Annotated in this window: 19 protein-coding genes; 11 read left to right on the top strand and 8 right to left on the bottom strand. The window is 51.5% G+C overall.

Going from position 1 to position 20,261, the window contains the following annotated elements; genetic code table 11:
* Positions 1-30 precede the first annotated feature (30 nt).
* The 3 genes from ttrA to ttrB are packed head-to-tail and all read right to left on the bottom strand — an operon-like array spanning position 31 to position 4,849.
* Positions 31-3,096: a tetrathionate reductase subunit TtrA gene (gene ttrA, locus ACO7SM_RS12090; protein ID WP_490467747.1), complete on the bottom strand. Its 3,066-nt coding sequence runs from the start codon at positions 3,094-3,096 to the stop codon at positions 31-33.
* On the bottom strand, positions 3,089-4,114 hold the full coding sequence (gene ttrC / locus ACO7SM_RS12085; protein ID WP_490467746.1) for a tetrathionate reductase subunit TtrC: 1,026 nt from the start codon (positions 4,112-4,114) through the stop codon (positions 3,089-3,091). The genes ttrA and ttrC overlap by 8 nt, the downstream gene beginning before the upstream one ends.
* Positions 4,115-4,849: a tetrathionate reductase subunit TtrB gene (gene ttrB / locus ACO7SM_RS12080; RefSeq protein ID WP_490467745.1), complete on the bottom strand. Its 735-nt coding sequence runs from the start codon at positions 4,847-4,849 to the stop codon at positions 4,115-4,117.
* A 197-nt stretch (positions 4,850-5,046) separates the two neighbouring features.
* Here ttrB and ttrS point away from each other — a divergent pair, with 197 nt between their 5' ends.
* The 9 genes from ttrS to ACO7SM_RS12035 all read left to right on the top strand — a co-directional run bounded on the left by ttrS (position 5,047) and on the right by ACO7SM_RS12035 (position 14,151).
* A complete protein-coding gene (gene ttrS / locus ACO7SM_RS12075; RefSeq protein WP_490470938.1) occupies positions 5,047-6,810 on the top strand; it encodes a tetrathionate respiration histidine kinase TtrS in 1,764 nt (587 codons plus the stop codon).
* Positions 6,785-7,369 (top strand): tetrathionate respiration response regulator TtrR, encoded by a 585-nt coding sequence (gene ttrR, locus ACO7SM_RS12070; protein ID WP_490467744.1) that lies wholly within the window; start codon positions 6,785-6,787, stop codon positions 7,367-7,369. Before ttrS ends, ttrR begins: the two co-directional genes overlap by 26 nt.
* Positions 7,370-7,482: 113 nt before the next feature.
* The gene (fumD, locus tag ACO7SM_RS12065) at positions 7,483-7,692 is read left to right on the top strand and encodes a fumarate hydratase FumD (protein ID WP_490470937.1); all 210 of its coding nucleotides are present in this window, start codon (positions 7,483-7,485) and stop codon (positions 7,690-7,692) included.
* Between the two features lie 472 nt (positions 7,693-8,164).
* On the top strand, positions 8,165-8,791 hold the full coding sequence (locus tag ACO7SM_RS12060; RefSeq protein ID WP_192612078.1) for a ferredoxin-like protein: 627 nt from the start codon (positions 8,165-8,167) through the stop codon (positions 8,789-8,791).
* Positions 8,792-8,910: 119 nt separating this feature from the next.
* On the top strand, positions 8,911-11,013 hold the full coding sequence (locus ACO7SM_RS12055; RefSeq protein WP_490467743.1) for an aldehyde ferredoxin oxidoreductase: 2,103 nt from the start codon (positions 8,911-8,913) through the stop codon (positions 11,011-11,013).
* A 13-nt stretch (positions 11,014-11,026) separates the two neighbouring features.
* A complete protein-coding gene (locus ACO7SM_RS12050) occupies positions 11,027-11,677 on the top strand; it encodes a YdhW family putative oxidoreductase system protein (RefSeq protein WP_490467742.1) in 651 nt (216 codons plus the stop codon).
* Between the two features lie 63 nt (positions 11,678-11,740).
* Positions 11,741-12,409 (top strand): 4Fe-4S dicluster domain-containing protein, encoded by a 669-nt coding sequence (locus ACO7SM_RS12045; protein WP_490467741.1) that lies wholly within the window; start codon positions 11,741-11,743, stop codon positions 12,407-12,409.
* The gene (gene phsC, locus ACO7SM_RS12040; RefSeq protein ID WP_490467740.1) at positions 12,406-13,191 is read left to right on the top strand and encodes a thiosulfate reductase cytochrome B subunit; all 786 of its coding nucleotides are present in this window, start codon (positions 12,406-12,408) and stop codon (positions 13,189-13,191) included. Before ACO7SM_RS12045 ends, phsC begins: the two co-directional genes overlap by 4 nt.
* 3 nt (positions 13,192-13,194) lie before the next feature.
* Positions 13,195-14,151: a YdhT family protein gene (locus tag ACO7SM_RS12035; RefSeq protein WP_490467739.1), complete on the top strand. Its 957-nt coding sequence runs from the start codon at positions 13,195-13,197 to the stop codon at positions 14,149-14,151.
* Between the two features lie 177 nt (positions 14,152-14,328).
* Here the strand turns inward: ACO7SM_RS12035 and ACO7SM_RS12030 are convergent, their stop codons facing one another.
* The 5 genes from ACO7SM_RS12030 to ACO7SM_RS12010 form a co-directional block, all read right to left on the bottom strand.
* Positions 14,329-14,469, bottom strand: a complete 141-nt coding sequence (locus ACO7SM_RS12030) for a hypothetical protein (RefSeq protein ID WP_101737839.1) — start codon at positions 14,467-14,469, stop codon at positions 14,329-14,331.
* 195 nt (positions 14,470-14,664) lie between these two features.
* Positions 14,665-16,188, bottom strand: coding sequence for a cyclic diguanylate phosphodiesterase (locus ACO7SM_RS12025; protein ID WP_490467738.1), 1,524 nt, complete (start codon positions 16,186-16,188; stop codon positions 14,665-14,667).
* A 377-nt stretch (positions 16,189-16,565) separates the two neighbouring features.
* Entirely contained in the window at positions 16,566-16,892 is a 327-nt protein-coding gene (locus tag ACO7SM_RS12020; protein WP_490467737.1) for a helix-turn-helix domain-containing protein, read from the bottom strand.
* 19 nt (positions 16,893-16,911) lie between these two features.
* Positions 16,912-18,048, bottom strand: coding sequence for an HlyD family secretion protein (locus ACO7SM_RS12015; RefSeq protein ID WP_490467736.1), 1,137 nt, complete (start codon positions 18,046-18,048; stop codon positions 16,912-16,914).
* A 123-nt stretch (positions 18,049-18,171) separates the two neighbouring features.
* Positions 18,172-18,489 carry a DUF3302 domain-containing protein gene (locus ACO7SM_RS12010; RefSeq protein ID WP_490467735.1) on the bottom strand — a complete coding sequence of 106 codons (318 nt, stop codon included), beginning with the start codon at positions 18,487-18,489 and terminating at the stop codon, positions 18,172-18,174.
* Positions 18,490-18,916: 427 nt separating this feature from the next.
* Between ACO7SM_RS12010 and ACO7SM_RS12005 the strand changes: the two genes are divergently transcribed.
* Together ACO7SM_RS12005 and ACO7SM_RS12000 are read left to right on the top strand one after the other, a co-directional pair.
* A complete protein-coding gene (locus ACO7SM_RS12005; RefSeq protein ID WP_490467734.1) occupies positions 18,917-19,708 on the top strand; it encodes a winged helix-turn-helix domain-containing protein in 792 nt (263 codons plus the stop codon).
* Positions 19,705-20,178, top strand: a complete 474-nt coding sequence (locus ACO7SM_RS12000) for a YqeJ family protein (protein ID WP_490467733.1) — start codon at positions 19,705-19,707, stop codon at positions 20,176-20,178. Before ACO7SM_RS12005 ends, ACO7SM_RS12000 begins: the two co-directional genes overlap by 4 nt.
* The last annotated feature ends 83 nt before the right edge of the window (positions 20,179-20,261 follow it).

Here is a 20,261-nt window from a genome sequence, read left to right as displayed (position 1 = left end):
GGGCGGCGATCTCGCCACCCGGCACACGGATCACACCCGCTCAATTTTCGCCGGTAATCCCTGGCGAACCGCCGCGCCCGACACCCAGTCCAGCCAGGTATTACTCACCTCGCGGGTCGGGTCGGCGAATCCTAAATCATTCAGGTTAATACCCGATTTTATTTGTGCATCAAACGGCATCGGTTCACCGTCCAGAGTATGCTGTGCCGCCCCCATTTCCCGGTGTCCATAGCCATGTTCGATGGCGATAACACCCGGCATTACCCCACTGAGCAGACTGATTTGCGCCTCCACTTCGCCGCCGGGTGTGGTAATACGTGCAATGTCGCCATGGGTGAGGCCATAACGCTCGCCGTCCTGCGGATTGAGCGCCACCAGATTGGTCGGTTTGAGGTGGCGTAAACGCGGGATCACTGCTGATGCGCTCGCCATCGTATTGGACTTAAAGGAAATCAGCTTAAGCGGCCATTGTTTTGCGGGGAACAGTTCATCCACCGAACGTCCGTCCGACAGCCTCGACGGATACCATGCCGGGCAGCCGCTGTAGCGTTCACCCGTAATGGCGTGACGATGTGCGGCAACGCTCGCATTCCAGATTTGCAGCGGTTTTTCCCAGGCGTTGCCGAGCCGATTATCCACCCGACCGCTTTTTTCCGGTGCAAAACGACCGCCGCGTGAGTAAACAAAGGCAACGCGGCGCACTTCATCGGCTTTCAGCGTCTGTTCAATGACCGGCAAAATACGCGTTACGCCAGTCAGCGTGACATCGTCCTGATTGGCCTCGGCCACCGGCGATTTGCCCATAAACGCAATATTGGCGGCGACGCGAAGGTAGTAATCTTCTGCGCGATCCAGCGGGTAGTGGTTGCCCTGCGTATCGGTCAGCGCATTGTCACCAAATCCAGGCAGGTGAAGCCGTTTCGCCACCGCGATACAGAACGATTCCATCGAAACAGGCTGCCCGTCTGCCGCGCGGTGGGTGGCTGGCGGAACAATCGGCCAGCGAGCCGTCGTGGCTTTACTGGCGACCCCCGCCCACGGCGCGCTGAATCCCCAACTTTCAAAGTTGTGGGTATCCGGCACGATATAATCCGCCAGCGCCGTCGTCTCATTCATAAACGCATCAATCGCGATAAACAACGGCAGATGTTGAGGATCTTTGAGCTTCTCTTCGGCGACCGCCCGCAACCCTGGAATGCCATAGAACGGGTTGGTCATATTGGAAATCCAGGCTTTCAGCGGATAGGGATAACCTTCCAGCGCCGAGCTGAGTAATTCGGTGAGTTGGCCCGCCACGAACGGATACCACGGCGCTTTCGCCGGGAAGGGGGATTTCCCGTCAGCCACTTTGTCGCGGTACTCTTCGGAGGATTCATAGGCGGTTTTGCTACGGGCGATACTCAGACCTTTCGGCTTCACCTTGCCGGGAAAACTGTCCATGTTGTAGCGGGGGCCATCGGTTGCGCCATTGAATTTACCGCCGCCGACAAATACGCCGCCTTCGAGACTGAGGTTGCCAATCAACGCATTGAGCATCATTACGGCCCAGGCATTGTAAAATCCATTGCCCGCCATCATTCCGCCATGGGTAATCACGGCCGCTTTACGGCCATGACCGGTGAAGGCGTCTGCCATGGCGACCATGTTTTCTGGTGAAACCCCACACTGCTGGCTGTACTCGCTGAGCGTCATTTTTTCTGCGGACTCTTTCAGACACTGAAACCCGCTTTTCACCGTCACGCTACGACCGTCCGCCAGCGTGACCTGGCGGGTGACAAACAGTTGGGCTTGCTGACACGCCGTAGCCGCGACCATTTCGCCCGACTCATTGACAACCACCGGATCGGCACTGCCCTCAGAACTCAGGTGCGCCAGGGTCAGATGCTGTCCGGCAAGGGTTGGGATCTCATCGGTTATCACCAGATGTGAGGCGTTAGTCCAGCTTTTCTCGCCAGCCTGTTGCATGGCCGCCGCGCTGGGGAGCGCGAGATAGGCAGCGTTATAGCGTTGATTTTCGATTATCCAGCGGATCATGCCCATTGCCAGCGCCGAGTCGCTGCCCGGCAAAATGGACTGCCAGTGTCCGCGAGCGTCGGCCTGCACGGTGGTTAATGGCAGTGCCGGAGAGACGACCACATAGCGAAAATCATTGCGTAAGCGGGCGCTGGCAAGTTGTCTGGCCTGGCGTTTAAACGGGTTGCCGGACTGCGCTGGCGAAGTGCCCATAAAGAGGGCGAATTCGACGTTTTCCCAGTCCGGTTTTACGTGGGTGTTTTTATCCAGATCGCCCATCAGCGCGCCAGAACCCGCCCGGTACGCCAGGCCACAGTACGCGCCGTGGGCACCGAAATTTTTACTGCCGAAGCTATTCAGGGCAAAGCGGCGCAGGAAGGTGTCGCGCCCATCATCGCTGGTGTTGGTCACCAGCAGTTGATTACTTTTCGGGCCAAAGCCGGGGTGCTGCGGATCAATGGGCGTGTCCGGGGCGTGAAGAGCGCGCAGGCCCTCGACGTGTCCTTCGCCGAACAGATCGCCCCCCTCGACAACCTCCTCGATCAACTGTTCAAAACTGATGCGTTGCCATTTCCCTTCTCCCCGTTTACCAACACGTTTCATCGGCACCAGGATGCGTAGCGGGCTGTATAAACCTTCGAGCAACGTGGCGCCACGGGCGCAGGCGGTGGAACGGGCGTCGAGGCCATTTTCTCCGGCCAGTTGTTCCATTGCCGTTGCAAATGGGACGGCGGCGTCAATATGGTGTTCATGCGAAAGCGGGTGATACGGATTGCCCGCAATACGCAGCACTTTACCCTGCCGGGTGTCGACCCGAACTCGCACGCCGCACTGTGTCCAGCAACCGAAACATTGCGTCATGGCGATCACCTGATGCGGATTTTGCTGCCAGTGCGGCGCAGCCTGCGCTTCGGGGATCAGCGCATTGCCGAAGATCCGATCGCGGGTAATTTTGCCGGAGGTGCCATTTAGCAGACCGTCAATCGCGCGTTTTGCCACATCCCGGTAACTGAGGCCGAAAGTCACCATACCGCCCACGGCAAGACCCACTTTAAGCCACTGACGACGGGTTAAATTAGCCATGTTGTAATCTCCTGGTGAGCACGTTAAGCACCTCACGAACAATGATGATAAGCGCAATCCACAAACCAAAAGTCCCGACGATGGCCAGCCAGCCGTCGGTTCCTCCTGGCAGCGAATACGGGTTAAATTGCGCGTTAAATTTGGGGATGGTCTGTACCTGAATCAGCAGCGTCCAGCGCATTAGCCAGCACAGCGCCATTGCGCTTAACGCCAGGCTGACGCGCCATGTGCGCGATAAGGGTTTACGCATTGCGACGACGCACACGGTGAGCGCGAAAAGCCATAAGGCGACCCAGCCAATGGCGTAATGCCGGGCGGAAGGTGATACGTCGAGCCACTGGCGAAGCGCGACGCCAGACAGCGTGTCACTGCTCACCCATATCACCACGACGAGCGCCAGCGCCAGCAGCATCCAGAACTGTCCTCCTGCGAGGCGTCGCTGTAATCGCGGGTCGCGGTGATTGGCGACGACCAATAGCGCGAAGAAAGCCTGAAAGGCGCTGAAAAGCATCGCCACCGAAAAGGCGTAGCTAAACCAGACCGGACGAGCCTGCACCACAGACACTTCCCGCCCGGTATAAATCAGTAATCCCACGGCAGACAACGCGCTGGCCAGCGCCAGCCATTTCGTGAGGCGGTAACGTTTGTCGGTTAACCGTTTGATGTGCTGCGCGACAAACCAGAGTCCCAGAAACCCCGTGAACAGCGGCAGAAAGACGGCGCCCCAGGGCATCCAGGACCAGGGCGTAGGATATGCATAAAAATGCCAGACGCGGGCGGTCTGGTGGAGATCGGCGGTGAGCGCCAACGGCGCGGTGATGGCGCAGGTCAGGGCAATCAACAGCGTCAAATTCTCCAGAGAGGCGCTGTCGTCAGGCTTACGCCAGTGCAGATAGCAGGCAAACAGTGCCGCGCAGGTGGCGATGCCAATAAAAAAGAAATATTGCACAGCCCATGGCAGCCAACTCACTTCCTGCGGCCGGGTCAGCACCTCTTCGATAAACAGTGAATGCGACATTTATACCTCCTGCCAGAGGGCGGGTTGTGCGTGGCCCATCAACGGCGTGACGAACGCGTCATCCAGGCCCAGGTAGAATACGTGCGGCAAGGTGCCGTTTTCCGGTTTCAGCACCTTGATAGCAGCGTGGTGAGTGTGAAGCATCTGCGCGATCCGGCTGTCTGGATCGTTGATATCCCCGATGATCCGGGCGCCGCCGACGCAGGATTCAACACAGGCGGGAAGCAATCCAGCCTCAAGCCGGTGCGTACAGAACGTACATTTATCCGCAGTTTGCGTCTCATGATTGATAAACCGGGCGTCATAGGGACACGCCTGCACGCAGTAAGCGCAACCGACGCAGCGGGTGTTATCCACCACCACAATGCCATCTTCCCGCTGAAAGGTGGCCTGCACCGGGCAGACGGGGACGCAGGGCGGGTTATCACAATGGTTACACAGGCGGGGGAGCAGTACGTTAGTGACGTTTTGCTCACCTTCCAGCCTGACCTGATATTGGTTGACGTGGGTACGAAACGCCCCCTGCGGCGTCTGGTTTTCAATCGCGCAACTGACGGTACAGGCCTGACAACCAATACAGCGCCGCAGATCGACAAGCATCGCATAACGGTGTTGCGCCGATCCTTCACGTCGCTCCGGTGAGAAGGGAAATTTTGCCTCGGCCAGGGGAGTCAGAGAGGCGCCGGCGGTCAGGACGCCGAGATGCTGGAGAAACTGCCGTTTGCTGCTGTCCATATTTTCTCCCGTCACGCTGCAACCACTAAACATTGGTCATGCCGTTGATTTGCGTGTTATGTATAAAGAATCTTGATGATTTACAGTGTAAAAATCGCGGCGGGGGCAGCTCTATTGTGGTTAACCACATACCCGGCTTGTTGTTGATCTAAAACAACATAAATGACAGGGATTCTTGGGTGAAAGGCAAAGTGGCGATGTACCTGACGGTGCTGGCATCCGTCTGGGTATTAACAAATCCCGCATGGGCGGGGACGTGGAATATCGGCGTTCTGGCGATGCGAGGGGAAGATTCAACGCGCAATCACTGGCAACCGCTGGTGACGATGCTGAATCAGCAACTGCCTGACGAACAATTCCATATTCAACCGCTCGACTTGCACCAAATGCAGGAGGCGGTGAATCGCGGAACGATTCAGTTTGTGATTACGAACCCGGCGCAGTTTGTGCAGCTCAATAGCCATGCCCCGTTACGCTGGCTGGCTTCGCTGCGTTCGTTGCGTGGGAGCAAAACGGCAGGAAATGTCATTGGCAGCGTGATCCTGACCCGGCGTGACAGCGGTATCAACGGCGTTCACGATTTGATCGGTAAAACGGTGGGCGCCATTGATGCCCAGGCCTTCGGCGGGTATTTGCTGGGCTATAAAGCCCTCAGCGATGCGGGGCTGCGCCCGGAACGCGATTTGCAGTTACGTTTTACCGGTTTTCCCGGCGATGCGGTGGTGTATCTGTTACGAGAAAAAGCGGTGCAGGCCGCGATTGTACCGGTGTGTCTGTTGGAAAAAATGGACCAGGAGGGGCTTATCCACAAAGACGATTTTGTGGCGGTACTTAACCATCCCGCGTCGATCCCCTGTTTAACCAGCACACCGCTTTATCCTGACTGGTCGTTTGCGGCTCTGTCGTCCGTCAGTAATACCCTTGCGGATAGCGTCACCCGGGCGTTATTCAACGCCCCGGAATCCGCCCCGTATCACTGGGGCGCGCCAGCCTCTACCAGCCAGGTTGAAGCCTTGCTGCGCGAGGTGCGCCAGCATCCACAACAGCGACGTTTATGGCTGGAGGTAAAAAGTTGGCTCATTCAGCATCAGACGGTGATGGGGGGCGCGGCACTTATCCTCTTCCTGCTTACCCTGAATTACATCTGGGTCATGCTGTTGGTTCGACGGCGGGGAAAGCAACTGGAACGTAATAATGTGCTGCTGCATCAACAAGAGCAGGCACTCGAAACGGCAAGACAAATGAGTATTCTCGGCGAAATGACCTCCGGGTTCGCCCACGAGATTAACCAGCCGCTTTCGGCGATCCGTCATTATGCCGAAGGGTGCCTGATTCGGTTACGTAAACAGGATCCGCAACACCCGCTGCTACCTGCGCTGGAACATATCGACAGCCAGGCCCAGCGTGGCGCGGATACGTTGCGCAATTTGCGCCACTGGGTTAGCCAGGCAAGGGGAAATCCGGTTCTCACCGAAGAGTGGAAGGATACCGGCATTCGCGATGCCATTTCCCACGTCTGGCAGTTGTTGCGCATGTCGCAGCATTTCCCGACGGTAACGCTACACGCTAATGTCGATCCCGCACTGACGCTCACGCTGCCGCCGATGCTCCTTGAACAGGTTCTGGCGAATCTTATCCTCAATGCCGCCCAGGCGGGCGCGACGACGGTGTGGCTGGAGGCGGAAGGGGGCAACAACGCGATCGATATTCTGTTGCGGGACAATGCGGGAGGCATCGACGACACGGTACTTCATCAGGCTTTTCAGCCCTTCGTCACCACCCGCAAAGAAGGAATGGGCCTGGGGCTCGTTATCTGCCAGCGGCTGGTACGTTACGGGCAGGGAGACATTAGCATTTCAAACCAGACATCGCCTGATGGTCAGACGGGGGCGGTGGTTATCTTGCATTTCAGAAAAAATGAGGGAGAGCGTGGCGATGGCGATCATTCATCTGCTGGATGATGATGTGGCAGTGACAGACGCATGTGCCTTTTTACTGGAGAGTTTAGGGTATGAAGTCCGTTGCTGGAACGAGGGCGGCCATTTTTTAGCGCAGGCGGATTTACGACAAACCGGTGTGCTGTTGCTGGATATGCGGATGCCGGAGCTGGATGGTCAGAGCGTGCATGAAGCGATGCGCCAGCGAGGCAGTACGCTGGCCGTCGTGTTTCTTACCGGGCATGGGGATGTCCCGATGGCAGTGGAGCAGATGAAGCGCGGGGCGGTCGATTTCCTGCAAAAGCCGGTGTCTGCCGTCCCCCTCCAGACGGCGCTGGAACATGCGCTGGTGGTTTCTGCGTCGGCGTATGCGCGACAGTCCATCATCCACTGTTATCAACAACTCACGCCAAAAGAGGGCGAGCTGGCGGCGCTGGTCGCAAAAGGGTTGATGAATCGCGAAATCGCCAGCGTGATGAATATTGCGGTTCGCACCGTGGAGGTTCACCGCGCCAGGGTCATGGAAAAAATGCAGGCCGGGAGCCTGGCGGAACTTGTTAACCGCCTGCAACAGGTGCTGTAAATCGATAACTTTGCAATAGTTTCATTCTTTATTTATTTGATTTTCATTGGATTTTGTCTATTTCAACAGAGTGATATATGCTGTTGGCTAATGCTGGCAACGAGTAAAACATGATGGGAAATCCAGGCAAAGAAGACGAGCTGTACCGGGAAATGTGCAGGGTAGTAGGCAAAGTGGTGCTGGAAATGCGTGACCTGGGGCAAGAACCGAAACACGTCGTGATTGCTGGCGTGTTAAGAACGGCGTTAGCGAATCAGCGTATCGTGCGCAGCGACCTGGAAAAACAGGCGATGGAAACGGTCATCAGGGCATTAACAGGCTAATCGGATAAGGAGATGGGCGATATCTTTCGCCATCTCTGATTCTTTATATTTGGGTCACTATCTCCATATGAAAATACGGTTTCTTTCATTAATAGAAATAATCGTTATATGATTAATTATATATCGCAGGAGGCATATTATTATATCTGCGAGACTTGTCACAAACATATGAAATAGAATTGAATAAATATTGCTCATTCATTTAATGATAATAAATATCACTTCGCATTTAATATTTCCCTTCCGTTTTTTAATTGATAACGATCAAAGTTATACCTGCTGAATAACCACATTATCTTTATGCCTAACCCTAAAGGATTAGTTCGTTGGCATTTAATCCTCTTTTACAAGATCCGGTTACGGCAAAAACACCAGGTGTTGGAGGCAACATTAGAGGCTCTGTTTTTTGCATAATTACAAATGGCCTGGGAGATGTTGTCAGCACTGCGTTTGCAAAGAGGATGCAAAATAAATGAACCAGGTTGATCGTCCACTTTTAGATTTCGGTTTAACGCGGCTTGAATTTTTGCGTATATCAGGAAAAGGGCTGGCGGGATTAACGATTGCGCCTGCGTTGTTGTCACTCTTTGGCTGCAAGCAGGAAGATATAGACAGTGGCACAGTAGGACTGATAAATACGCCGAAAGGCGTTCTGGTCACCCAGCGAGCCCGCTGTACGGGATGTCATCGTTGCGAAATTTCCTGTACCAATTATAACGATGGCGCGGTGGGAACGTTCTTTTCTCGCATTAAGATCCATCGTAATTACTTCTTTGGCGATGCTGGCGTCGGCTCCGGCGGCGGCTTGTACGGTGATTTGAACTATACCCCTGATACCTGCCGTCAGTGCAAAGATCCGCAATGTATGAAGGTGTGTCCCATCGGCGCCATTACCTGGCAGCAGGAAGAAGGCTGTATTGTCGTTGATCATAAGCGGTGCATTGGTTGCAGCGCATGTACGACCGCTTGCCCCTGGATGATGGCCACCGTAAACACCGAAACCAAAAAGTCCTCAAAGTGTGTTTTATGTGGCGAATGCGCCAATGCTTGCCCGACCGGGGCATTAAAAATAATTGAGTGGAAAGAGATTACTGTTTGATTGATCTCAGGTGGAAACGCAATGCGTCATCCTCCTTTAATAAATCCAGTTTTGCAAAAAGTGCGAGATGACGGTGAGCGATAATCACGCCATTGAATTATCTTGCAAAGGAAAAAATTATGGCTAACGGTTGGACTGGTAATATTTTGCGGGTCAATCTCAGTACGGGTGAAATAACTCTTGAAGATTCCAGCAAATTTAAAAAATTCGTCGGCGGAATGGGCTTTGGTTATAAAATCATGTATGACGAAGTCCCGCCAGGCACAAAACCTTTTGATGAAGGTAATAAACTGGTATTCGCCACCGGCCCGTTGACAGGGTCTGGAGCGCCGTGCAGTTCTCGCGTCAATATCACCTCGCTTTCCACCTTTACCAAAGGCAATCTGGTTGTAGATGCGCATATGGGCGGCTTTTTTGCGGCCCAAATGAAATTTGCGGGTTATGACGCCATTATTATTGAAGGTAAGGCGGCGTCGCCCGTCTGGCTTAACATTAAAGACGACAAAGTCAGTCTGGAGAAAGCCGATTTTCTCTGGGGCAAAGGAACGCGCGCCACGACGGAAGAGATCTGTCGGATGACCAGTCCTGAAACCTGCGTGACGGCTATCGGTCAGGCCGGTGAAAACCTTGTTCCGCTCTCCTGTATGCTTAACAGCCGTAACCACAGTGGCGGGGCGGGAACCGGGGCGGTGATGGGGTCGAAAAACCTGAAAGCGATTGCGGTTGAGGGCACCAAAGGGGTCAATATTGCCGATCGCAAAGAGATGAAACGGCTCAATGACTATATGATGACCGAGCTGATTGGTTCCAATAACAACCATGTCGTACCCAGTACACCGCAGGCATGGGCCGAATATTCCTCTCCGGCTTCACGCTGGAATGCGCGTAAAGGCTTGTATTGGGGCGCGGCAGAAGGCGGCCCCATTGAGACGGGCGAAATACCGCCGGGCAACCAGAACACCGTCGGCTTTCGTACCTGTAAATCGGTTTTTGATCTCGGGCCCGCAGCCGAAAAATACACGGTGAAAATGAGCGGATGCCACTCATGTCCGATTCGCTGTATGACCCAGCTCAATATTCCCCGGGTAAAAGATTTTGGTGTGCCGAGCACCGGGGGAAACACCTGCGTGGCGAACTTTGTCCATACCACGATCTTCCCGCACGGCCCGAAAGACTTTGACGACAAAGATGACGGGCGTGTTATTGGTAATCTGATTGGCTTAAACCTGTTTGATGATTACGGTATCTGGTGTAACTACGGGCAATTGCACCGGGATTTCACTTACTGCTACAGCAAAGGGGTCTTCAAGCGCGTTCTTCCTGCCGACGAGTACGCCGAAATTCGTTGGGACCAGTTAGAAGCCGGCGATCCTAATTTCATCAAAGATTTCTATTACCGACTGGCGCATCGCGTTGGTGAACTCAGCCATCTTGCTGATGGTTCTTATGCCATCGCTGAGCGCTGGAATCTGGGTGAGGAATACTGGGCTTACGATAAAAACAAACTCTGGTCGCCGTTTGGTTTTCCTGTGCATCACGCCAACGAAGCTTCAGCACAGGTGGGGGCGATCACCAACTGCATGTTTAACCGCGACTGTATGACGCACACCCACATCAACTTCATTGGTTCCGGTTTACCGCTGAAATTGCAACGGGAAGTGGCGGGCGAGTTGTTTGGTTCCGAAGACGCCTACGACGAAACCAAAAACTACACGCCTGTCAATGCGGCCAAAATCAAATACGCCAAATGGACACTGCTCAAAGTCTGTCTGCATAACGCGGTCACGCTGTGTAACTGGGTTTGGCCAATGACGGTATCACCGCTCAAAAGTCGCAATTATCGCGGCGATCTGGACCTGGAGGCTAAGTTCTTTCAGGCCGTAACCGGCGATGAAACGACCCAGGCAAGCCTGGATCTCGCCGCTGAGCGTATCTTTACGCTGCACCGTGCCTACACGGTCAAGCTGATGCAAACCAAAGATATGCGTAATGAACACGATCTCATCTGTTCCTGGGTGTTCGACAAAGATCCGAAAATCCCCGTGTTCACCGAAGGGACAGACAAAATGGATCGCGAGGATATGCGCCTTTCTCTGACGCTTTTCTACCAGGAAATGGGCTGGGATCCTGAGTTGGGATGTCCGACCCGCGAAACCCTGAATCGACTCGGGCTTGAAGACGTTGCAGCCGATCTGGCCGCGCAGAATCTGTTGCCTGCGTAGAAAGGAACGTGAGATGAGCCATGTAGATAGCGCTTCAGTCCAGGATGTTCCAGAGATCGACGTCGAAAAACGCCAGTGGTTTCATGCGTTACGTCCTCAGGAAGCGCAAGGCGATACACCGGCACAAGCGGCGGATCCCGTAGAGATTGTGGCGGATTTTATCCGCCAACATTCGGCATCGGGAAATCTGGTGGCGCGTAGTCTGTTTACGCGCCCACCCTATTTGTTGACCGAAGAGGATCTCGATCCTCTGCTGGAGAGTTTACGCCAGGGCGATAGGGGAGCGGATATTACCTGCGTGAAGGGGAGTCAGGATGAGTACTACTACAGCACGCAGACGATGACCGCAAACTATGCCGACATGTGTGTGCAGGTGGTCGAAAGGGATATCTGCCGCGCAGTTGCCGAGGCGGTACGCTTTGATTGTCGGACGTATCCCCGTCCTTACAAAGTCGCCATGCTGGAACAACCGCCGTACCGCTTTGAACCGCAAGAGATAGAGGCGGCGCTGGCGACGATGGACGTTCATCCGGACTATGCGGATATACGCCGCGTGGAATCGTCAAACGCAGAGCCTTATCTGTTTAGCGAGCGTTTTATGAGCTACGGAAAAGCCTATGGCTTATGTGAATGGCTTGAGGTTGAGCAGTATCAGAACCCCTGATTTTTCAGGTAGATGTCATGGAATGTGTGGACTGTCTCTGTCACAGCATTAGAGGATAACCCGATGTCCTTCACTCGACGAAAATTTGTTATTGGCATGGGAACGGTGATCTTTTTCACCGGCCCTGGCCAAAAGGTAGTAGCCGGCACGAAACAAACCAAAGACGTGCGCTACGCCATGATTCATGACGAATCACTGTGTAATGGCTGTAATTTATGCGCACGCGCGTGCCGTAAAACGAACCACGTTCCCCCGCAGGGGAGCCGTTTGTCGATCGCGCATATCCCGGTGTCAGATAACGAAAATGAAACGCTCTATCACTATTTTCGTCAGTCTTGCCAGCACTGCGAGAATGCGCCCTGTATTGACGTTTGTCCGACCGGGGCTTCCTGGCGAGACGAAAACGGTATTGTGCGGGTAGACGCCTCCCGCTGCATTGGATGCAGTTACTGTATCGGCGCATGCCCCTATCAGGTTCGTTATCTCAACCCACAGACCAAAGTGGCAGATAAGTGCGATTTCTGTGCTGAAAGCCGTCTGGCGAAAGGCTTTCCTCCCATTTGTGTCAATGCCTGCCCAGAGCATGCGCTGATTTTTGGGCGCGAAGACAGTCCAGAAATTCAGGCATGGCTGCGGGAAAACAAATACTACGAGCATCAGCTTCCAGGCGCAGGCAAACCCCATCTGTATCGCCGGTTCGGTCAACATTTGATTAAAAAGGAAAATGTATGAACGCGTCGCAGAATGCCGAACAGTTTCACATGCAGCTCGCCCACTATGTCCCCCTGTTTTCAGCGGAATACTGGCCTGTCTGGTTGGTTATTGCCGGTTTGATGCTGGTGGCGATGGGGTTAGTGCTGGCGTTGCACGCCATGTTACGTTTTCGATCGGTGAATCAGAAGGCGGCGAGTCACGGAGAGAAAGTCTATTTGTACTCAAAAGCGGTCAGGCTATGGCATTGGTCTAATGCGTTGTTATTTCTGTTGCTGTTGGTCAGCGGCCTGATTAATCATTTCACCCTCGCCAGCCCGTCGGCGATCAAAAGTCTGCTGGCGGTGCATGAAGTCTGTGGCTTCCTGCTGCTGATCTGCTGGATTGGATTTGTGTTGATAAACCTGGTGGGCGGCAACGGTCATCATTACATTATTCAGCGCCAGGGGTGGGTCGGCCGTGCGCTTCGACAGACGCGTTTCTATCTGTTCGGCATTATGCAGGGCGAATCACACCCGTTTCCGGCAAGCGTACGTTCGAAGTTTAACCCGCTGCAGCAGGCTGCCTATGTCGGCGTCATGTATGGATTACTGCCACTGCTGTTGATAAGCGGTTTATTATCGCTTTACCCTCAGGTCGTCGGCGATCTGTTCCCGGGCGTTCGTTACTGGCTGTTGCAGGCGCATTTTGCGTTATCCATCGTCAGTCTGTTTTTCATTTTTGGTCATCTCTATTTATGCACAACAGGCCGCACGCCGGGCGAAACCTTCAAGTGCATGGTAGATGGCTACCACCGGCATTGACCGATGGTGATTACGCGTAGGGATTTGCGGGCCTGGCGTGTCGGGCCCGTAATGTATCGATGGTTTATTCGTCGTTTTCCTGATGGCGGAAGTTACGCCGACGTGCATCGCACACTCCAGTTCGACGGTTATGCTGATTGGGCAAACAGTCTGGTGGAATATGCATGGACAAAATGGCTGAGTGAAGAGAGCTTTGTGCGTCAGGATATTCGTACCATGGATTTTTTGGCGAATGCCCTGACTCCGCCGAATGCCATTTTTCCTCATGATGCAGAAAGTGTTGCGCCCTGCTTTAGCCAATTGTCCACGGTAAAAAATAAAGAGCAGCTGGCGAATGCGGAGAACAGCGCACAGATCTGCAGTGCCGGTGATAACGTTCGCTTAGGCTGTGCCGGAGACAATGTAAAAGTGGCCAGCGCAGGAACCCACAGTTATATCGGCAGTACCGGGGACAATGGCTGGCTGAGCAGTGCCGGGTATGCCACACAGATCGCCAGCGCGGGTTATGGCGTTCGTATTGGGAGTGTGGGATATAACGCCCATATTGGCAGTTCAGGCGATCGTGCCCGTGTGGTGGTGGCGGGAAATTCAACCCGCGTTAGCAGCGCCGGAAATAGCACCCGCATCGCCAATACGGGAATGCGTGTGCGCGTCAGTACGCTCGGCAGCCGAAGCAATATCGCCAGTGCTGGCGATCTTTCGCACATTACCTGCTTTGGTGAACAGCCCAAAATAGCCAATAGCGGTGATAACGTTCATATTGTTGCCAGTGGTGAACATGCGGTTATCGCCAGTGTAGGGCATGTGGATTCCATCATTCTTGGCCCCGGAGGATGCGCCGCGTTGGCCTATCACGATGGGATTCGCACACGTTTTGCCGTTGCCATTGAAGGGGAAAACAATATTCAGGCTGGGGTGAAATACCGACTCGATGAACACCATCAGTTTGTGGCGTGTTGAGTCAGTCTGGGGAGCCGATACAGGTCGACTACGGCCAAATAATCATGCCGAGATGATTTTCAAAGACACGGTTATTCCCCAGCCACAGGGCTGAATTGTTAGCTATTCGGGGGGACACCTCAATAGGGCAAGAAGGAAGAAATGGCATTAAAAACCGGCGCGTAGCCGGTTTAACTATTAGATTTTGCAGGCGTCGCCGCAGTCATCATCGGCCACAATCGCTTGCGCTTTTTTGTCTGCATCATCAAGACGCTCTGCATTACGCTCTTCCGCTTCTTCCAGCCCGTTAAAGACCAGATTATCGAGATCAATTTCCATCCGCTACCTGCTTCATTTCTGTGTTCGTCAGCCTCTGATTATATTTCAGAAAGGGCATAATCAACAAACAAAGTACACGTTGTTACTGAGCGACAGGCCCGTCAGTTTAACCGGAGCTGGTTCTGCCACCTACACTCGCCACGCGATTCTGCCGGAGGATAGGGCGGTTTGGATCTCGAGCGGCCTCGGGCTGGCCTACTCGAGAACAATTTTCACTTTGGGTTTTGACAGCAGAATTTTGACCAGTTCGGTGAAGGGAACAGGCTTATAGAAATAGTACCCTTGCAGGAAAGTAATGTTATTTTGGTTCAGATAGTCAAGTTGCTCCTTCGTTTCGACACCTTCAGCGACAATGCGTAATGACAGTTTACGCGCCAGATCCAGAACACAATCTAAGATCCGGGTTGAATCTGGATGGGCGTTCACCCGACCAACAAAGCTTTGATCGATCTTAATATAATCAATATGCAGATCATGAAGATAGGAAAGCCCAGAGTAGCCCGTGCCGAAATCATCCAGCGCAATCACAAAGCCATTTGCATGAAGGATATTCAGTCTCTGAACAAGATTTTCATCCACGTGTAAGGGTTCTCGTTCGGTGACTTCAAGAACCAGATGGAGACCACTGTGCTTAAAACCGTCCCTGTATTTCAGACACTCCTCAACAAATGTGGGGGAGGTGATATGGGAAGCGCTAAAGTTAATTCCGACATGAAAACCTTCAGGTAACTTACTGGCGATGGCGTTCATATGGGTCACGACCTGTGCCATCAGGCTTTCAGTCAGCGGTATTATCAGACCCGATTTTTCAGCCACCGGGATAAATGAAGCTGGAGAGATATATCCGACCCTCGGGTGTTTCCATCTGGCAAGCACTTCAACACCCCGCAGCGTTCCCTCCCGACCATTGACGATCGGCTGGTAAAATGGAACGATTTCACCGCGGGCAATCGCCCTGCGTAGCGTTTCTTCGGGAGTGGTATTTTTGTTCAGATACTTCTCAAGAACGTAAGCGGCTGCGCAGGAAATCAGCAGGATGAAAATCAGGATACCCAGGCCTTTGGAGACGATTCTGGGCAAACTGAACAGGGGTGGCTGATTGTAAATGATACTGTAGCGATACTTTGTTGAGTCAACCCGTCCGGCAAGTTGCTGACTTCCGGTTATTGGCGCGATATCGCCTGACGGGCCGATGGTGCTATCTCCTACGCGTAACAAATACGTTACGCCCTTCAAAGGCGCATTCAGTGCCCCACGGATATGTTGATCGCTGATAGTGATCAGAATACGGCTTGCGGCAAAATGAGTCTGGAATAACAGTACCGGAAGCCCATTGACCGTATCTTTTGCCGGAGCAAGCTGCAAATTGGTATCAGGCATGCTGGGAATACGAGTCAGCAATACGCGGTTTCCCGGCAGTGATGAACACCATACTTTCCCTTGCTTGATGATAAGGATTGTTCGTAGATGAGGTTTAAGCGCGGCCTCGGTGCCGAGTTGATACTGTTCTTCCAGGTTGCATCCCTTCATCGCAGTATTCATCGCTGTTTTGGTCGCCAGAGACGCCTCTTCGAGAATATTACTGATATTTTTTGATGCGTATCTGGCCCCTGCAAGGCTGTCAGCGGTAGAAGAATACCAAAGCTGAATATTCAGAATAGAAACGCCGATAATAAAAAGGCACACCGCAACGATTATTGGAATAAGTGTATTGCGCATTATCGTGTCCTTGGAAGAGAGGCATTATATCTTCATGATCAACATGCACTTTCTCAAATTTGATTATACAGAGAGAATGATATATTGAATTGGAAATAGCTATGGGCCGCATCACATTTTGTCTACAAAATAGTAACACATTCGGTTTTATCGCAAATGTAACCGTAACAGAATGCCATCGCGTTGCGAAAACGCCATCGTTTAGCCCTATTACTGAAACGTGATAACGTCGAATTAAATAAATTATTTAAAATTAAAGAGATGAAGTCACGGCAGGGTGACTCTCTGTGCGTGTCGGTACCCCGTGTTGTTTACAACGCAGGTACCGGCACGACGGTCAGGATGACACCACGTCAGACGCTTATCGACGGGGGAACTCATTCGTGGATTCTGCGAAAATGCCCCGGCGTAATCCGGTATTCACGTTTGAATGCCCGGGTAAAACTTTGCTGGCAGTTATAATGGTACTTGATAGCGACGTCTAATATCGGCGTCGTACCGCCTCGCAACTCCTGTGCAGCCATTCCGAGCCGACGTTTTCTGACGTAATCACCCAGCGTATTTTCCGTCTCCTGTTTGAACAATGCCTGTAGATATCTCTTCGAATATCCAGATTTTTCAGAGATATCGTCCAGGGATAACGGTTCCTCAAGATGAGCATCAATCCAGGTCAAAAGTGCCGCGATATAGTGCTGTTTGTTCATGATGGTGTCCTGCACAAAACTAGTGATCAAGGTAGAGGTAATGCGTCCAACTGGTCATGCGTAACAGTATTTTTCGCATGACCGCGACATGGGTGAAGCGGTCGGAATAGACAGCGACCTGCGCACCGATCCCATCAGGTAATTGTGATAGCTCAACCGCTGGTTCAAGTTCGAGAGTGGCTAACACTTCATTATTACCCGCGCTTGTACTGAGCGTCTGAAGCGTCCCTGATGCCTGATATCCACCATCTGGCGTAACAGGGATCACGGATTTCAGTCTGGCCTGGAAGACCTGACCCGGAAGCGCATTGAACACCACTTCAGCCATATCCCCACGTTTGAGTCGCAGCAGGGCATTCTGGCGAAAGGATGCAACAATCAATTTCTGTTGCGCCGGAATAAAGACCATCACCGGGCGAAGCGGCAGCGCTGCCGCATAAGTCCCCGGACGGATCAAAACCTGAGTGGCGTATCCATCACTCGGTGCTCTGACGGTGGTTTGTTCCAGATCGTAACGTGCCTCCGCAACTTGCGCCTTCAGGCTTGCGACCTGAGACTGGTCGCCGTTAATTTTACTCTTCAGCAACTGTTGGATCTGGGCTTCCTTTGCCTGAGCGGCTTTAAGGCTGGCTTCTTGTCCCAGAAATGCTTGCCTCGCGGTATCGATATCTCGTTCTGAGAAGGGATTCACCCGGGCCTGGCTTCCTTTCATATAGCGAGAATAGTCCTGGCTGCTTTGATCACGCTCGGCGCGAACTTTACGGGTAAAGGCCTGGGCTTCTTCTAATTCCGATTGCAGTGCTGCCGTTTCGTGCTCGGCGGTAACGGTATCCGCCAGAAGTTTATCCAGTCGCGCCTGATAGCGTGACGGATCGATCTGAAACAGAATATCGCCCTTGTTTTGGGGGGCATTTGGTTTATTCGTTACAGATATCACCTGACCGCTAACCTGCGGCACAACCGGAATTGAAATTACCGCTTTTTGAGCATTGTCAGTATAAGGGTGGTTATAATTCATGAGCAAAATAAGCCCGCTCACCAAAAATATGCCACCAAGTACTGCGGTGGGAACACTCCATTTATTAACCGGGATGTTAAATACTTTAAATATAACCCATGATATGGCGGCATAGGTCATTACAATCAGCAAATCCATACTCTTTCACCATTACGGGTTAATCAATAACATCGCCAGTTGTGGCGACATTTTAATCATGATAAGCATCAGGCAAAAATACAAAACCAGAAAAACAATGACGATATTAGCGAAATACATGTTTTATTCTCTCTGCCGTATGGCGTTTTCCATCTTCTCGATTCGTTGAAGTAGAACGGCCATATCTGTATTTTCAGCCTGTGATTTTCCCTGCATGCCCCATCCACGATCCTCTCGGTACAATGTTGCCCAAATCCATAAAAAGGGCCAAATGACATGGAGAGTAAAAAGACTCACCCAACCTGCGACATGGATTGCATCTGCATGTGGATGGTTTCTTTTTTTGGCAATCTCATAAGGTATGTCGTGTATTATGATGATGGCGTAAAAACAAATGACACACACCAGTATTAACATACCTAAAGCAACATAATTAAGCATTTACTCACCCCAGATAACCATAATGGATTCACTCCTTGGCTTGTTTTTAAAACTAGCTTATTGACAGAACATTCATGGAACATACACTGCGGATGGTTCTTTTATATTCCGTATGCATGCCAGTAACTTTCTATCGATGGATGACATCGTACCAGTGAGATTATTATTTAAAAATGCCAATGATTTTATTAAGATCTTTTTTGTTATTTTTAATTAATTCCGGATTGATTATTAACAATGATTATACAAATATGATAATTAATATAAAAGTCAAATAAACTCAATCAGTTGCGTATGTTTTAATAAGGTTCTTATGTTTTTTGTATGTTAGTTTTAAGTTGGGAATATGTAGTTCTTGAACATTTGCTATAATTTATGAGTTCTTAATAAGCAATTTTATTGGTTTGCAATGCTAAGGCGACAGGCTATGTCTCAAAAAATTCTTCTGAATGGTAATGTTCATTTTGATCAGCACAACAATGTGCTTGTTGTGCTGAATGAGAACAATCGCGTTATTAAGCTAAATCAGCCAGTCAGCCGCTGCTTAGGTATACTGATCGCGCAATATCCCGCGGTTGTCAAGCAAGCCGATCTTTTTCATTATATCTGGGGTAATGAAGCCAGCCAGATCCCCGCTAACGCGTTATATCAGAATATCTCACTGCTGCGCCGAAGCCTGGCAAGCGCCTCACCAGCCCTGTCTGATGTCGTTATCACGGTTCCCAGAGCGGGTTTTAGATTAAGTGCAGAAGTGCAGATAACCACGGATACTGCATTGAATGAGGAGGTCAGTGCGGCAAATATTTCCTCCGGGAACGCGCACGGTTTACCTGAAGAGCCGCCCTCAAAAGAGATTAATAAACCAAAATCGGCACCAGGTATTGCGCTCTACATTATCTGTGCCTTTGCGGCCAGCTTCGTACTTATCTGGACTTATCTGCATACTTCAGAGGAAGATAGCCGCAGTTTATTTGATACCTACACGCTGGCCACTGAGCGTAATGGATGCAAGATTTATGCGTATCCCGACTTCGTGCAAAATAATCAGGCCGAATTCAACGATTATTTCAGGAAGTTTAACATCACCTGTAAGGTACTGACGCGAGCCTATCTTTCAGTAAACACTCCGCGAACACGCGTATCGGTTATTTACTGTAATGACATTCTTGCCAGAGCGAAAACATGCGTCACTCATATTTACTGGAATGATTCTAAATGAAAAAAAATCTAACTTACTCATTAACGATTTTTTCAGTGCTGGTGTTGGCTGGTATCGCTCTTATTCAGTCCATGCATAACGAAACGGACATTAACTGTCAGTCGAGAACGATTCTGCATGATGGGCAAAATGTTCTGACCATGAAGTCGGTTTTACATATCAGTAAGAATGATAATTTTTTTGATGTGTTTCTGACATTCCGCCAACAGGGTTCAGCAGAGGAAAATTTCCACCGGGTTGTTAACTTTAATTATGATAAGGACAAGGATATCTATCAGATGTTTTCTGATGTCACAAACGACAACACAATGAATCGGGACGTACGCAACAAACTGAATGATATGTTGCCTGATTTTTTTCTGATGCCGCAGCGCGGAATCAGGTTAAAAATAAACCGTCTGAAAAATGGGAACTATACGATCCTGAATGACAGACTCCCCGTTTTCTTGTGTATGCCCGTCGCTAACTAACCCCTTCGTTGATAATGGGAAGCAGGCTATGGGGAAGGGTATCCAGAGGTAAGGGGAGGTTACAACCGTTCTGAAGGGGTTGA

It is taken from the genome of Citrobacter sp. LJND-P06, assembly GCF_058188415.1.
This window is presented reverse-complemented; position numbering and strand designations above follow the sequence as displayed.